This is a genomic window from Psychromonas arctica, assembly GCF_038155225.1.
GTDB lineage: Bacteria > Pseudomonadota > Gammaproteobacteria > Enterobacterales > Psychromonadaceae > Psychromonas > Psychromonas arctica_B.
The window spans coordinates 1-16,386 of sequence record NZ_JBAKBA010000023.1 but is presented as its reverse complement, the minus strand read 5'-3'; the positions used below and the strand labels follow the sequence as shown (position 1 = coordinate 16,386).

Below are 16,386 nucleotides of genomic sequence, written 5' to 3'. Positions count from 1 at the left end.
TGCGACCAAGTAACTTGGCCTTGATAGTAATAATAGTTAGTTGCAGTAAAACAGATAATCCTTAAAGGGACAATCTACAATTTACGCACTTGCTTTAATGTTTTCTGGTTGTTGTAGTAGGGTGATCCCTATAACACCAACGACTTTGTCAATTTGCTTGGTTAAGAGACTGATATCTCTTTCGCTACAAACCGTTAAATTAATTTGAGTTATTTGTTGGTTGTTATCAACTTCAGCATTAATATTTTGTAGTGTAAAACCTCGATGGCGACAGACACGTAATAAACGTTCTAAAAGTTCTGGACTATTTTTAGCTTGAATTGTTAATGCATTCATCATTCTACACTCTCCATCATTCTGTCATTGGGTGCGCCAGGCGGGACTAATGGCCACACATTTTCTTCTTCAGAGATTGATACATGCAACAAATAAGGTCCATCACTATTTAATAAACGTTGTAATGCTTGGTCTATTTGCGATTTTTTCACAATGGTTTCACCAGGAATATCAAATGCACTGGCTAAGGTCACGAAGTCTGGGTTATCGGTTAAAATGGTCTCGCTATAACGACCATTAAAGAACAATTTCTGCCATTGTCGAACCATGCCTAAACGTTGGTTATCAATGAGTAATATTTTAACTGGCAATTTTCTACGTTTAATCGTGCCTAGTTCTTGCACGTTCATCATAAATGAACCATCACCAGAAACAGCGATCACGGTATCATTTGGGCGAGCAACTTGTGCACCAACCGCTGCTGGAACACCAAATCCCATTGTGCCTAGACCTGAGCTTGAAATATGATTTTCAGGACGATCTACGAACATATGTTGTGCAACCCACATTTGATGTTGACCTACATCGCTGCATATTACTGTATCAGCAGGCATTTTTTCTGCTAATTGACGAAGTAACGCAGGTGCAAAAATAGGTTCGCCAGGGTGATCATAACGACTTACGTGTTCAACTTTCATTTCTGCCACATGTTGTTGCCATGCAGTAATATTCGGTCTTATTGCAATAGCTGGCAGTACTTGTTTTAAATCATCAGTCATTGATAGGGTAACTTGACGTAATTTATCAATTTCTGCTGCATCAACATCTAAATGAATCACTTTTGCATTCGGTGCAAATTCATCTAGTTTACCTGTTACTCTGTCATCAAAACGCGCGCCAATGGCAATAAGCAGATCACATTCTTGAATGGCTAGATTAGAGGCTTTACTACCGTGCATTCCTACCATACCCATAAAATAAGTGGAGTCATGTTTAATGCAACCAATCGCTTTCAATGTACATACGCTTGGTATATCTGTTTTAGCAATAAAGTCTCGTAATTCACTGACTGCATTTGCCATTCCCACACCACCACCGATGTAAATAAGTGGCTTTTGAGATTCGCTGATCATTGTTTTAGCTTGCTGGATAATTGCACTGTCCAGTATTTTTTCTGGCTTAATTAATTTAGCAAGTGCGTGTGTAACGCTAGGGCCTACCTGAATATCTTTTGGTATGTCGATTAAAACAGGGCCGGGGCGACCCGTTATTGCAATTTCAAAAGCTTGTTCGATTACAGCCCCTAATTCTTCGGCCGTTTGTACCATAAAACTGTGCTTGGTACAGGCTAATGATAAACCTAACACATCAACTTCTTGGAATGCGTCAGTGCCAATTAAGTGCGTTGGAACCTGTCCGGTAATTGCAATGATAGGAATGGAATCTAGCAAAGCATCGGCTAAACCTGTGATGAGATTAGTTGCTCCAGGGCCTGAAGTAGCAATACAAACACCAACTTTACCTGTTGAACGTGCATAACCGATTGCAGCCATTGCAGCACCTTGCTCATGACGACATAGTAGATGGTCAACGCCACCATCATAAAGCGCATCGTAAAGAGGCATGATGGCTCCACCTGGATAACCAAACACTTGTGTTACGTTTTGTTCTTTTAAAGCCTGTACAACAAAATGTGCACCGTTCATGGGTTCTTCCTGAAATAATGATGGTCAATCAATCGTTTGTAAAAAGGGGCGAGATTGATTTTTAAAAGGGTGCTATTTATAGCAAAAAAGCGCTTATCAAACAACTTTTGTCACATTTTTAAGCAGATTGTGGAGCATATATTTACCAGTAAGTTGTTAAATATAAAATAAGCACTGATACCAGCCTTTGGGTTGCTTAGTTTTATTAAAATCAAAAGCGGATTGACCACAAGGGGGTGAGAAGATTTGGTCGAGTTTTTATATAAATCAAATAGAAAGAAGGCGTTATATTTTTTTGTTCCTTCGTGTTCTTCGTGAAGCGCAGCGCTTCGTGGTTAATGTTATTTTTTTTAAATCAAAAGCGGATTTACCATGAAGGTGCGAAGGGTGAAGAAGGTAAGGTCAAAACCTTTATATAAGTAAAACATTAAATATTGTATTTTTTTAAAAAATATTTTTAATGTTTTGATTTTCCTTTATTTTCCTTGATGTTCTTCGTGAAGCGCAGCGCTTCGTGATGATTTCTGTTTTAAAATCAAAAGCGGGTTAGCCTCGAAGGGTTGAGAGGGTTAGGTCGAAGCTTTATATAAATCAAGAAAGCTTTATATTTATTTGTTTCTTCGTGTTCTTCGTGAAGCGCAGCGCTTCGTGGTTAATGTTATTTTTTTTAAATCAAAAGCGGATTTACCATGAAGGTACGAAGGGTGAAGAAGATAAGGTCAAAACTTTTATATAAGTAACACACTAAATATTGTATTTTTTAATGTTTTTATTTTCCTTCGTGAAGCGTAGCACTTCGTGGTGATTCCTGTTTAAAAACCAACAGCTAATTAACCTCAAAGGCACGAAGAGTGGAGAAAGTTAGGTCAAAATCTGTAAATAAGTGAATCTTTTATTTTTGACTTTCCTTCATGTACTTGGGAGAAAATCGCGCTTTGCAGTGATAGATGTTTAAAAATTAAGGCTTATATGGCAAACATAAAAAAGACCTCTAACTGCTAGAAGCCTTTTTTAGGATTAATAACAAAATAACAAAATAACAATAAATTATCTAAACGCTTTTGTTGGCGTTTCAGCTTTACTCTTTGTGTATTCTGCGACGGTTAATTGTTCAAAAGCTAATGCTATCCAACTGCTCATTAGCATATCGTAATGCTGTTCAACACCACTACAACCGACAACGATATTGCCATATACAAACGAACCGTAAAATAAAATGTCGTCATCTTGTAATGCAGAAGGGTGTTTATTTTGAATATCAACATTAGCACAACCATTACGCCAAGCTTGGTGAGCTTTTTTTCTTGCTAACTTATCAAAAGGGATGGTCCATTCACTTGGGGTTCCTAGTGATTGTTCAACTAAAATTGCGTTATCAAAGTCTGATTCCCATGGTTTTAGCGTAGGATCCATGATTACAATGTGTAGCTCTTTTCGATTAGTTCGTTCAAATAATTTAAGTATGGCTGGTGTTACTAAATCGATAGCATCTAATGCAATTTCTTTATTGCTTCTCATTCTAAACTTCCTCACTCGATGATTCATTCGTTATTGTTTAAGTTGTCATACGATACTATTTAATATAAAAAAATACCGTGAAGAACCACCCACTTTAAATACCCTTTAATTCAAACCCAAATTGTCTAAATAACCTCAATTCTGGTTAATGAAAATAGAATTGTATTTAAAATCATAAGGTTATATTTTTTACTAGTCAGTACTGTTAATTTTGCTAAGTTCAAGGCGAATTATTGAAGTAATAACGGGTTATTGATAGATAATTTAACGCAGAAATCCACGGAAATAGCAGTGGTTGTATCGCTTTGCCTATCCATAACTGAGGTTAAATAATAACTATCTAACTGAAGCTAATAAAACGAGTGTATTGAATCCTTAGTTTATTTAGGGTGACTGTTTTACATCTCAATTCACGTAATAAACTTTATTGTTGTGCTATTTTTTGCTGAATAATTTTTGACTTCTATACTTGATTGAATACTCAGTTAATTAATTTTTTAACTAATGAATATCAAAGGGAGTTATATGGCATTAGCAAGATTAGTTTGTCGTTCTATTTCAGGAGTGGATGCACCTGAAGTTGAGGTTGAAGTACACCTTGGAACAGGGTTGCCAGGCTTCTCTTTGGTAGGGTTGCCAGAAACATCGGTTAAAGAAGCTAAAGATAGAGTGCGTAGCGCTATTTTAAATAGTAACTTTAAGTTTCCGAGTAAAAGAATCACAGTCAATTTAGCACCTGCTAATCTGCCTAAAGAAGGTGGTCGATTTGATTTAGCTATCGCTATTGGCATTCTTTTAGCTTCTGATCAAATAAAGTGTCCTGAAATATTAAATTTTGAGTGTTATGGGGAATTATCTTTATCTGGTGAATTGCGAAGTGTAGATGGCATTATCCCTTGTGCGTTGGCCGCCAAGCAACAAAAACGACAAGTTATTGTCTGTACTGATAATGAACATGAATGCGCATTAACTGGTGCACAAGGTTTTGTCGCAAAACATTTGATTGATGTCTGCGCTTTTTTACAACAACAATTAACATTACCTTCAGCGGAGCAAAGTGAAGCGCCGCCAGCTAAACATTCTCATCTCGATTTCAGTGATGTATTAGGGCAAGAGCAAGCTAAAAGAGTATTAGAAGTCGCTGCAGTAGGTTCTCATAATTTATTGCTGATCGGTCCGCCTGGAACAGGAAAGAGTATGTTGGCAGAGCGGTTTATGACGTTATTACCCAATTTAAAAGAGCAACAAGCATTACAAACGGCGGCGGTGTACTCTGTTTGTGGTAAACAACGTGATGATTGGTTCTCACCTCCTTATCGAGCTCCGCATCATAGTGCATCAGCAGTTGCATTAGTGGGGGGCGGTGGGAAACCTAAACCGGGCGAAATCTCTCTTTCTCATCATGGCGTTTTATTTCTTGACGAATTGCCTGAATTTCCAAGGCAGGTGCTAGATAGTTTACGTCAACCAATGGAAAATCATAATGTGACTATTTCTCGAGCTGCTAACCAAGTTACTTTTCCCGCTCATTTTCAGCTTATTGCCGCTATGAACCCAAGTCCTTGTGGTCATATTTCTGGTCAGTTAAGGCGTAGTACACCGGATCAAATTTTGCGTTATTTAAATCGTTTGTCTGGCCCTTTTTTAGACCGTTTTGCATTAGCGATTATGGTGCCTTTATTACCTAAGGGAATGTTGGCTGAGTCACAGCAAGGTAAACATAATTCAACAGAAAAGAGTGCTGATATTAAAGCAAGGGTTTTAGTGGCTCGTAATATTCAACTGCAACGTCAAGGTAAGTTAAATCATTATTTATCTAGCCAAGAAGTTAATGTTTATTGTGTGTTAACCACAGAAGATGCTCTTTTTCTAGAGCAAGCGATTGAAAAAATGGGATTGTCTATTCGAGCTTGGCATAGCCTTTTGAAAGTGGCTCGAAGTATTGCTGATTTACAGCAACAAGCTGATATTACTAAAGGACACCTTTGTGAGGCATTAAACTATCGAGCGATGGACCGTTTGTTAAGTAGCTTCAATTAATAGATATTCATTAATGGTGTTCTATTAAGTGAAGTTACTTAATATTTTTAAGATTATTTATAACGGTAACCAAGGAATCGCATTAATAGAATGCAGTGATTTATCAGGTAAAAAAGGATTTTCAAGGTGAAAAACCTTACGTGTACCTAAATGTAATTTTTCAAGTTTATCTTTATAGTAGTCTTCTACTAACTTAGCTAATACGCCATTTTCTTTAAGTGTTGTTAAGCCTGTTGTTAGTCTTTTTGCTAAGTCAGGGCGACTTTCATTAACAAAAAAGAATAATGGAAGTGGATAATGAAAGAGTAAATTATTTTCGGCTACAAAATTAGCATTTGCATGTTGTTCAAGTTCATCACTAATTTCATTGACTCCCCGTAAAAAGCAATCAAATCGTTGCTTTTCTAACTGCCTAAATAATAAAGAATACTTATAAGATGTTTGAACTTTTAATCCATTTTTTTCTAATATTTTAGTATCAGGCCAATCTTGTTGTTGCCCAATTTTAATATTTCTATCAATGAAGTCTTGTTTGCTTTTAATGTTAGAGAATTTATCTTGATCGTTTTGTCTAATCAAGCAAACTCGATAACCTAGCAACCCTTCAATCAACGGGATACGGACTGCAATTGCACCTTTTTCTCTACTCGCGCTACTTGCAAGATGAGCAATATCTAACTTTCCTTTATATTTTTTAGATAGTTTAGAGACAGCTCTTCTTTGCTCCATTGGTATTGAAGAAATGATTTCATAATCACCATACTCTGCTTTTGTAATATCAAGCGCTTGTTTGAGCATAACCATAATTATTTTAGTTGGATTATCAACGGTATGCTGCCATACAATTATTTTTGATGGTAAAACAGGTGAACCGAGTTCTTCTTTTGCATAACTGAATACTGAAAAAGTGAGAGTAAATAGAGCGAGTATTAAAGTGCTTGATCGATGCATGTTCTTGTCATTAAAAATTTAAAGTAAAATAAGTGTAGGTCAGTTTAGCGTATTGAGCGTTATACTTTTTTTGTTAATTTAAGTATTAGTTTGAATATATACCCGTTACCATTCAAAATACAAAATTCAGCAATCAGTGAAGTGAATAGATTCTAGACAGATAGAGGAAGATCTAACGAGTTAAATCGATACTTTCGAACAACAAAAATGCTTATTTCACTGCTTGCCTTCTGGCTTGTTAGCTTGAAAACTAACTCTGCGTTGCCACCTTCGGTAAGGACTCGTCATTGTCATTATGTTGTGCCTTGATTTGGAGTCCAAGCTAACGACTGAACAAAGTACCTTGAACGTTAACGGATATCGTCGTTAATACAAGAGTTTTAATGTTATTGCTTAACTTATATCAGATTCGATAAATAGCTGATCTATTTTTCTTGCTAAAATAACTCACTTCTTTGTTGTAAATTTCGTAAAATAAACAACCATTTAGCTAAATTTATGCCTTAAACTAAGTCATTTTTCCTGCGTAAAATACAGATCACTTATTTAATATAATTGGTATTATATTTAGTGAAAATGAAGCTTAAAATAAATAGAAAGCATAAAAAAAGGGACTTAAATAAGTCCCTTTTTAGGTTTGTTTAATGGCAAATTAATAAACTATTACATTATAGTGCTTTGATTGTCTCAATTTGCTCATTGAGTTTGTCACAAGTTGTTTGGTATTCAGCTTGTTTCGCTTTTTCTTTTGTAATAACCGCTTCTGGTGCATTACTCACAAAACGTTCGTTACTTAGTTTACCTGATACTTTAGCTAGCTCTTTAGTTGCTTTCTCAAGCTGTTTTGCTAAACGTGCTAGTTCTGCTTCTGCATCAATCAAACCAGCCATTGGGATCAGTAATTCTAACTCACCAATTAACGCTGTAACAGAAGCTGGTGTTTCTTTGCCTTCAGCAACAAAAGTAACTGTTTCTAATTTCGCTAATGCACCTAAGAACGCTTCATTATCAGCAAAACGACGTGTGTCTTCTGCGCTTGCATTTTTAACTAATACATTAAGCGGTACTTTCGGGCTGATATCCATTTCACCACGAATGTTACGCACTGCATCAATCACTTGTTTAACCCATTCAAGGTCAGCCACAGCTTGTTCATCAACCTGTGCAGCATCGTATTCTGGGTAAGCTTCAAGCATGATAGTTTCACCACCTTGACCCGTTATTGCTTTCACACGTTGCCAAATTTCTTCAGTCATAAACGGAAGCATTGGATGTGCAACACGTAATAATGTTTCTAATACGCTGATTAATGTATGGCGAGTACCACGCTGTTCATCTTCATTGCCTTTGAATAAAACAGGCTTAGTTAACTCTAAGTACCAACCACAAAATTCATTCCAGATAAAATCGTAAAGAATGTTTGCAGCGATATCAAAACGGTATGTGTCTAATGCTTGGCGGAACTCTTTGATCATATTTTGCAATTGACCTTGGATCCAACGATCTGCAAGGCTAAATTGCATTGCTTTGTTTTCACCAAAACCGAAATCTTGCTCTTCAGCATCCATCAATACATAACGGCTTGCATTCCATAGTTTATTACAGAAGTTACGGTAACCTTCAAGACGATTCATATCCCAATTGATATCACGGCCTGTTGAAGCCATTGCAGCTAATGTAAAGCGTAATGCATCTGTACCATGTGCTTCGATACCGTCTGCAAATGTTTTACGTGTATCTTTTTCAATTTTCTTAGCAAGCTGTGGCTGCATCATGTTGCCAGTACGTTTTGTCACTAAGCTTTCTAGGTCTAAACCATCGATCATATCTAAAGGATCTAATACGTTACCTTTAGATTTAGACATCTTATCGCCATTCTCATCACGAATCAGACCGGTGACATAAACAGTTTTAAAGGGGACTTGTGGTGTGCCATCTTCATTTTTCATAAAGTGCATGGTCATCATGATCATGCGCGCAACCCAGAAGAAGATAATGTCAAAACCTGTTACTAATACGTCAGTAGAGTGGAAGGTTTTAAGATCCATAGTTTGGTTTGGCCAACCTAGAGTAGAGAACGTCCATAAACCAGAAGAGAACCACGTATCTAATACATCATCATCTTGGTTTAAAACAACACTCTCATCTAAGTTATGTTTGGCACGTACTTCGGCTTCATCATGTCCAACGTAAACTTTACCTGCTTCGTCATACCAAGCAGGGATGCGGTGTCCCCACCATAATTGACGAGAAACACACCAATCATTTAGGTCATTCATCCACGAGTTGTACATGTTTTCATATTGTTGCGGTACAAATTTAATATCGCCATTAGCAACCGCTTCTGTTGCTGTTTTAGCTAAAGGTGCAACACGTACATACCATTGGTCTGTTAGCATTGGTTCAATCACAACACCACCACGGTCTCCGTAAGGTACTGTTAAGTCATGGTCTTTAACTTCTTCTAATAAACCTAGTGCATCTAATTCGCTTACCACTAGTTTACGTGCAGCCTCACGTGTTAGCCCTTGGAATTGTGCTGGTAAATCAGTTGGGTAATCTTCGCTCTTTTCACCGTTGGTATTAAATACTTCAGCGCTTTCACGAATACAGGCTTCAAAGGTTAAAACATTGATCATTGGTAATTTGTTACGTTTACCGACTTCATAGTCATTAAAATCATGCGCAGGGGTTATTTTTACACAACCTGTGCCTTTTTCCATATCGGCATGATCGTCACCAATAATTGGGATTTCACGATTAACGAAAGGTAATAAAATGCTTTGACCAATGAGATCTTTATAACGTGGATCTTCAGGGTTAACAGCAACGCCTGTATCACCTAATACTGTTTCTGGTCGAGTGGTTGCTACTACGATGTAGTCTTTACCATCGGCTGTTTTAACGCCATTAGCTAATGGGTAGCGGAAATGCCACATAAACCCTTTAACATCTTTATTTTCTACTTCTAAATCTGAAATAGCTGTTTGTAATTTAGGATCCCAGTTTACTAAACGTTTACCACGGTAAATAAGGTCATCATTATACAAATCAACAAAGGTCTTTTTAACGGCTTCAGAAAGGCCATCATCCATGGTAAAGCGTTCACGATCCCAGTCTACAGAGGTCCCTAAACGACGCATTTGACGTGAAATGTTGCCGCCAGACTCGGCTTTCCAATCCCAGATTTTTTCGATAAAAGTTTCACGACCTAGCTCTTTACGCGTTTGGCCTGTTTCTGCAAATAATTTACGTTCAACAACCATTTGTGTTGCGATACCTGCATGGTCTGTTCCCATTTGCCACAACGTGTTTTTACCTTGCATACGTTGGTAACGGATTAACGTATCCATGATCGTATCTTGGAAAGCATGACCCATGTGTAAACTACCAGTGACATTTGGTGGTGGGATCATGATGCAGAAGCTTTCTTTATCAGTATCGCCGTGTGGTTTGAAGTAACCTTTTTCTTCCCAGGTTTGGTAATTTTTTTGCTCAATCGCACTTGGGTTGTATATCTTTTCCATCATTTGTCTTCTGTCTGGTTAGTTAACTCTTGGGATGCTGTTTTAACATCTTGAGTAGAGAGGGTGTGGCCTAATTTTTTATAAGCACTGTAGCGCATTCGCGCATTAATTTTTAGTTGTTCTTGTGCTGGCACAAAATCAATAATTTGTTGGAAGTTTAAATTAAATTCCGGAATGTTTTGGCTGAGGTTAATTAATACAGCGCGGGGATGCTGTGGAGCAAGCCAACTGATCTCAACCGGAGACCCATAACGTGGGCCTTCTCCTACTAAATTATGCGGTACAAAGCTGTCACCATCAAATTGCCATAAATATTCATCAACGGTAAAAGCATCTTGTTGATTTTCAGTATAAATAAATACTTTTTTATTTTGTTGGTAATAATAAGACGCCAGTTGGCAAGCTTGCACAAAATATGTTGGCAAGCTTGCTTCAGCTGTTGAAACAAAAGCATCCTCTGAATGAATATAAAAGAGAACTTGGCTCATTATTGATTCAACTTGTTGTTAATAGTTGACATTTAGACGTCTAGTTCCGCTATTTCTTGTTCACTACGGTTAATCACAAATTGTGTTAACAACGGAACAGGGCGGCCTGTCGCACCTTTATTAGCACCTGAGCGCCAAGCTGTGCCGGCAATATCCAAATGTGCCCAGTTATAAGCTTTAGTGAAGCGTGACAAGAAACAAGCAGCAGTAATTGAACCTGCAGGACGACCACCGATATTTGCCATATCAGCAAATGGGCTGTCTAGTTGCTTTTGGAAATCATCATCCATTGGTAACTGCCATGCTTTATCGCCGGTTTGGTTTGATGCTCCCAAAATTTCGTGAACCATGCCTTTATGCGGACTCATTAGTGCACTGATGTTATGACCTAATGCCATAATACAAGCACCTGTTAAGGTCGCTACGTCGATAACACATTCTGGGTCAAAACGTTCTACATAAGTTAATGCATCACATAATACTAAGCGGCCTTCAGCGTCAGTATTTAATACTTCAACAGTGAGGCCTGCCATCGTTGTTAGGATATCACCAGGACGGTATGCTTTGCTTGATGGCATATTTTCAGCGCCTGCAATGACACCAATCACGTTAATACCTAAGTCTAGCTGAGCAATCGATTCTAATGCACCAAAGACTGATGCAGCGCCGCCCATGTCGTACTTCATTTCATCCATGCCAGCGCCTGGTTTTAGTGAAATACCACCAGAGTCAAAGGTTAACCCTTTGCCTACCAATACAATAGGCTTTTGATCCGTTGGACCGCCTTGATAATTGATAATCGACATGTAAGCTGGGTTAGCCGAACCTTGCGCTACCGCTAAGTAACTGTTCATGCCTAATGCTTTCATTTGCTCTGTATCAACCACTTCGGTTGTGATTTTATCAAAACGTTGATCAAGCTCTTGTGCTTGCTGACTTAAATACAGCGGAGTACAAATATTTGGAGGCATATTGGCTAAGTCTTTACATAACTTCATACCTGCTGATACAGCTAATCCATGTTGTAATGCTAATTCAGCACGCGTTAATTCTTTGCGACTCGGTACGTTAAACGTTAATTTACGTAATGGACGTCGTGTATTGTCTTTATTGGTTTTAAACTGGTCGAAATTGTATAGGCTATCTTGTGTTGCTTCTATTGCTTGGCGAACTGCCCAGTAGGTATCTCGACCTTTAATATGCAACTCAGATAAGAAACAAACGGCTTCAAGTGCGCCTGTGTCATTTAATGTTGAAATGGTTTTTTCAATGATCTGTTTGTATTGTGTTTCAGTTAGCTCACGCTCTTTACCGCAGCCAACCAACAATACTCTTTCGCTCAATACATTAGGTACATGGTGTAAAAATAATACCTGCCCCACTTTACCTTCAATATCACCGCGACGTAATAATGCACTTAAATAACCTTCGCTGATTTCATCTAAAACTTCAGCTGCATGAGATAAACGTCGAGGTTCAAAGACACCAACAACAATACATGCGCTGCGCTGTTTTTCTGGGCTACCACTTTTTACGAGAAATTCCATATGTATCCTTAAAACGATTATATTGAGATTAACTGTGCTATTTTTGTAAAAATGCAGTTATCATTGGTTATTGTGGATCTTGAAACGTAATATAAACTTACTAAAATAGCAATTTTACCGCAATTGTTTGCTTAATCCACTATTTTACCGCTTTTGTAGCATCTTATTTCACATTGGAGATCAGCTTGATTATTCTTCGTTATTTAATGTTAGAAACATTTAAAAGCCAAGTTGGCATTCTCTTTGTTTTAGTTCTTATATTTGTTAGTCAAAAATTTATTAGCATTCTTGCTCTCGCCATTAATGGCGTGATACCTGCAAATTTAGTATTAACGGTTTTATATTTAAACATGCCCACATTGGGAACGTTAATGTTACCTATTAGTTTCTACCTTGCGATATTATTTGCGCATGGTCGGTTACACAGTGAAAGTGAAATGGTGGCGTTAACATCTTGTGGTTACAGTCCTAATAAAGTATTGAAAGCAACATTGATGTTGTCATTATTCACGTTTGTTTTTGCTAGCTTTAATAGCTTATATTTGGCTCCTGCAGCTGAAGATGAAATGGTTTCAGTTATTGAAAAAGCAGAAGCTAACGCAGGAACGGCAACCTTAATCGAAGGACGTTTTCATAAAGCCTCTGGAAATGGTGGGGTGGTTTATGTTGAAAAGTATGAAAAAAATAAAACGCTCGTAAATGTTTTTGCCGCTCATTGGCCAAAAGAAGAAGAAGGGATATCTCCTTCAGTGATCACTGCTAAAACGGGTAACGTTGCCAATAAAAAAGATGGTACCTGGTTGACCTTAAAAGATGGCCAACGTTACGCTGGTATTGTGGGTAAGAATGAATTTGAGAACTCTCAATTCTCTACCTACCAAGTACATATTGCCAATGAAGCTGTTGAAAGCAAAAAACGTAATGTAGATGCTCTACCTACATCAGCGTTAATTGGTGCTACCGATCCTCGCTCTCAAGCTGAATTACAGTGGCGCATTGCTATTCCTGTATCTATATTATTAATTACTTTTATGGCTGTTCCTATGGCTAAAGTTAACCCTCGTCAAGGGCGTTATGCAAAACTATTACCGGCCTTAGCGCTCTATTTAAGCTTCTTCTTATTATTAAGTGCTTCAAAGAGTTTGATTGAAGATGGTGCTATTCCCTATTTTGGTATATGGGCGGTACAAATATTATTCTTTGCTATTGGTGTCGTATTGCACTTACAAACTATCGGAAAGTTTAATGTTAAGCCGAAAAAAGAAAAATCGAAAAAGGCTGAACCGTCTAAGGTGGATAAATAAATGGGTATTTTAGACCGATACATTGGCCGCACTATCTTTGCCGCAACATTTCTAAGCCTATTTGTATTGATTGGTTTGAGCAGCATTATTAAATTTGTAGAGCAAATGAAGAGTGTTGGAACAGGTGCTTATACTGTCTTTTCTGCTGCTTACTTTGTGCTATTAAAAATGCCTGTAGAAATAGCATTGTTCTTTCCTATGGCTGCTCTAATTGGCGCGCTTATTGGATTGGGGTCATTGGCAAGTAGTAGTGAGTTAGTAGTCATGCAAGCTGCTGGTATGTCTAAGTTTCGTATTGCAAACTCAGTATTGAAAACGGCAATACCAATGGTTATTGCGGTTATGTTATTAGGGGAGTTTGTTGCACCTCAAACTGATAAAGAAGCCTACTTTATGCGAGACCAGTTAAGAAATGGCAGTGAAAAAGTAGAGAATAAATATGGTATTTGGGCAAAAGACGCAGATTCTTTTATCAGTATTGGGCGAATGAATAGCAAAGCAGAACTTTACAACGTACAACTTTACTTTTTTACTAAAGACTTAACATTAGAATATGCAATGGTTGCCAATAAAGCGACTTATCAAGGGGGGTCTTGGTTATTACAAGATGTCAGTAAAACCACTTTCTTTGAAGATAAAACAGCCGTTGAAAGCTTTCCTGAATTTACTTGGAAAACTGAATTAACACCGAAAAAATTTGAAGTCATTATTAGTGAACCAGATAAAATGTCAATGCGTGACATATATGGCTATATCACTTACTTAGAAAGTAATGATCAAGATGCAAATACGTATTGGTTGACGCTTTGGCGTAAAGCCGTATTGCCTTTTACTGTAGTCGTCATGATGTTGCTATCTGTTTCATTTATTTTTGGTGGGCTAAGAACTGTTCCAATGGGAACTCGTTTAATCTTTGGGATAGCGAGTGGTTTTGCATTCCATGTGTCTGGAGAGTTGTTTGGTCCTGCAAGTTTAGTCTTTGGGTTACCTCCTATATTAGGGGCGGTATTGCCAAGTATATTGGTATTGCTAATTGCTATGTACTTATTAAGAAAACAAACTTAGAAAAATAATGAGCAGTCAGTTGTTAGACGTTTGTTAATGGTAAATGTCTAGTAACTGACTGTTGCACAGATAGTAAGGCGTTAAGTTACGACTTCTATCGCTAAATAGACTTAGCAAGTAATGACTGCCTAGTAATGGTTGTCTAGTAATGATTACCAAGTAAGTGCTTTCTACTTAGTAATCAACTAGTAAACACTGCATAGTGAAAATGATTTATTTCTTATCTTCATCCATAAATGCCATGCCTTTAAAGCCTTTCCAATTACTTAATTCTTTTGTCATCACAATCACTTCACACTCTCCCCATAAGTCTTGAAAAGCATTACGGTCTTTTAACAAGGCCATAATATTACCTAAGCCAAAAGCAGATGTTGATAACCTGATTAAAGACTGAGTAAAACTGATATTACTACCATCGCTATTTTGTACTCGTAAGCGCCATGCTTTCATGCCGATGGTTTGTCCTGCTTGGCTCCAGAAATAAGTAAAAAAACCAATAATGACAACCGATAAGTAAATTAAGAAAACTAAGCTTTGTCCTAAATAATCAGCAGTATCTTTATAAACACTTAAATCAATAGCACCGACTTTATTGGCAATGACAACCGCTATTAACGCCAATATAGTTGCCAGCATTAATACGGCACCAAGTGCAAATAAATCGTAGATATAGGCACCTAAACGTTTAAAAAATGATGCACGCTCACAACTTTGGTATTGTTCTGCTAGGCTCAACTCTGCTGTTTTTGTATTGTTATGCTTGACCATGATAATCCCTTAAAAGTTTGAAAAAACAGTGTAACAAATGACTAATCGCTTGGCATTTTATTTATTTAAGTATGATTTTGATTCTTTACAGGCAAAGATCGATTGCTTTTTAATCGCTTACACTTTTTGTGATTGAAAATCCTTGTTTGTAGAAGAAGCATAGGTATAATCTTTGTCACTCAGCCCGAGTGGTGAAATTGGTAGACGCGACGGATTCAAAATCCGTTTCCGAGAGGAGTGACGGTTCAAGTCCGTCCTCGGGCACCATATACAAACAATAAAGCCCCGATACTTTAAAAGTATCGGGGCTTTATTGTTTGTATATTTTAACTTTTTCTCTTTATTTTCATAAACTTTCTCTAATTCATGTCTTAATTACAAATGAAAAACACCCTAAATCCTCCGAGTATAAGTTATCAATGTATTGAAATATAAGGGGTTTTATCATCATAATTAGGTTTATATTTTCTATTTTAAAATGGAAGAGGGGGAGGACTTCGTTTTAATTAATTAACATAATCCCATCTACATAATTGTCACACATTTAATCATTATTCTAGCTAAAGTTAATTACCTTATATGCCATGTTAATTTATTGGAGTTTTAAATGATAAAAAATCCACAGGTCTTTTTATTAGTTGGAGCATGCTCGTTTATACTAAGTGCTTGTGATGTTAGTAATCAAAATTCGTTGCTGCAATCGAATGAAAATAGTTTTGTATTAACTAGTTCTGTAATGAACGACGGAGGTTATTTACCGATCACATATACTTGTGACGGTGAAAGCATTACTCCACCTTTTAGTTGGAACGGTGCACCACAAGGAACGAAGTATTATGTAGTAATGATGTATCACAACGCACTAGATGGAGTACATTCATATTGGAATATGTACAATATTGAGGCAAGCAACTCGTATATTGAAAGTGATCAAGTACTTGGTGAAATGGGTACTAATAACCTAAATGATTTAAATGAATACAGTTCGCCTTGCTCTCAAGGGCCTGGGTATAAAAACTATACTTATACGATTTATGCTTTATCTGAGGCGGTTATTTTAAGCAATCAAAGTAAAGTTGATCGAGCTACGCTTTTAGCTGCGATAAAAAATATTACTTTAAGTTCTGCTGAAATGAATGTGATACCATTCCGCCTAATTAGTTGATCAGATTCATCCAATCCCTAGTGCACATTTT

General features: G+C 37.2%; 12 protein-coding genes and 1 tRNA gene. 5 read left to right on the top strand and 8 right to left on the bottom strand.

Annotated elements, in window-relative coordinates:
• Positions 1–81: 81 nt before the first annotated feature.
• From ilvM to V6255_RS10780, 3 genes are all read right to left on the bottom strand, one after another.
• Positions 82–339: an acetolactate synthase 2 small subunit gene (gene ilvM / locus V6255_RS10790; RefSeq protein ID WP_341628164.1), complete on the bottom strand. Its 258-nt coding sequence runs from the start codon at positions 337–339 to the stop codon at positions 82–84.
• Positions 336–1,982: an acetolactate synthase 2 catalytic subunit gene (gene ilvG, locus V6255_RS10785; protein ID WP_341628163.1), complete on the bottom strand. Its 1,647-nt coding sequence runs from the start codon at positions 1,980–1,982 to the stop codon at positions 336–338. The genes ilvM and ilvG overlap by 4 nt, the downstream gene beginning before the upstream one ends.
• Before the next feature lie 1,047 nt (positions 1,983–3,029).
• The gene (locus tag V6255_RS10780) at positions 3,030–3,500 is read right to left on the bottom strand and encodes a hypothetical protein (RefSeq protein ID WP_341628162.1); all 471 of its coding nucleotides are present in this window, start codon (positions 3,498–3,500) and stop codon (positions 3,030–3,032) included.
• A gap of 525 nt (positions 3,501–4,025) precedes the next feature.
• On the opposite strand from V6255_RS10780, the gene V6255_RS10775 reads away from it, so the two are divergent.
• The gene (locus tag V6255_RS10775) at positions 4,026–5,540 is read left to right on the top strand and encodes a YifB family Mg chelatase-like AAA ATPase (RefSeq protein WP_341628161.1); all 1,515 of its coding nucleotides are present in this window, start codon (positions 4,026–4,028) and stop codon (positions 5,538–5,540) included.
• A 57-nt stretch (positions 5,541–5,597) separates the two neighbouring features.
• Here V6255_RS10775 and V6255_RS10770 read toward each other — a convergent pair whose 3' ends face one another.
• From V6255_RS10770 to pepA, 4 genes are all read right to left on the bottom strand, one after another.
• Positions 5,598–6,491: a transporter substrate-binding domain-containing protein gene (locus tag V6255_RS10770; RefSeq protein ID WP_341628160.1), complete on the bottom strand. Its 894-nt coding sequence runs from the start codon at positions 6,489–6,491 to the stop codon at positions 5,598–5,600.
• A gap of 668 nt (positions 6,492–7,159) precedes the next feature.
• A complete protein-coding gene (locus V6255_RS10765; RefSeq protein ID WP_341628208.1) occupies positions 7,160–10,018 on the bottom strand; it encodes a valine--tRNA ligase in 2,859 nt (952 codons plus the stop codon).
• Positions 10,018–10,506, bottom strand: coding sequence for a DNA polymerase III subunit chi (locus V6255_RS10760; RefSeq protein ID WP_341628159.1), 489 nt, complete (start codon positions 10,504–10,506; stop codon positions 10,018–10,020). The genes V6255_RS10765 and V6255_RS10760 overlap by 1 nt, the downstream gene beginning before the upstream one ends.
• 32 nt (positions 10,507–10,538) lie before the next feature.
• Complete coding sequence (gene pepA, locus V6255_RS10755) at positions 10,539–12,053, bottom strand: leucyl aminopeptidase (RefSeq protein ID WP_341628158.1); 1,515 nt, start codon at positions 12,051–12,053, stop codon at positions 10,539–10,541.
• A 185-nt stretch (positions 12,054–12,238) separates the two neighbouring features.
• Between pepA and lptF the strand changes: the two genes are divergently transcribed.
• Both lptF and lptG read left to right on the top strand, forming a co-directional pair.
• Positions 12,239–13,357, top strand: a complete 1,119-nt coding sequence (gene lptF / locus V6255_RS10750) for an LPS export ABC transporter permease LptF (protein ID WP_341628157.1) — start codon at positions 12,239–12,241, stop codon at positions 13,355–13,357.
• Positions 13,358–14,422, top strand: a complete 1,065-nt coding sequence (gene lptG, locus V6255_RS10745) for an LPS export ABC transporter permease LptG (protein ID WP_160063474.1) — start codon at positions 13,358–13,360, stop codon at positions 14,420–14,422.
• Between the two features lie 213 nt (positions 14,423–14,635).
• Here lptG and V6255_RS10740 read toward each other — a convergent pair whose 3' ends face one another.
• Positions 14,636–15,190 carry an RDD family protein gene (locus V6255_RS10740; protein WP_341628156.1) on the bottom strand — a complete coding sequence of 185 codons (555 nt, stop codon included), beginning with the start codon at positions 15,188–15,190 and terminating at the stop codon, positions 14,636–14,638.
• A gap of 182 nt (positions 15,191–15,372) precedes the next feature.
• On the opposite strand from V6255_RS10740, the gene V6255_RS10735 reads away from it, so the two are divergent.
• Both V6255_RS10735 and V6255_RS10730 read left to right on the top strand, forming a co-directional pair.
• Positions 15,373–15,457, top strand: a tRNA-Leu gene (locus tag V6255_RS10735).
• A gap of 340 nt (positions 15,458–15,797) precedes the next feature.
• Positions 15,798–16,355 carry a YbhB/YbcL family Raf kinase inhibitor-like protein gene (locus V6255_RS10730; RefSeq protein ID WP_341628155.1) on the top strand — a complete coding sequence of 186 codons (558 nt, stop codon included), beginning with the start codon at positions 15,798–15,800 and terminating at the stop codon, positions 16,353–16,355.
• Positions 16,356–16,386 lie beyond the last annotated feature (31 nt).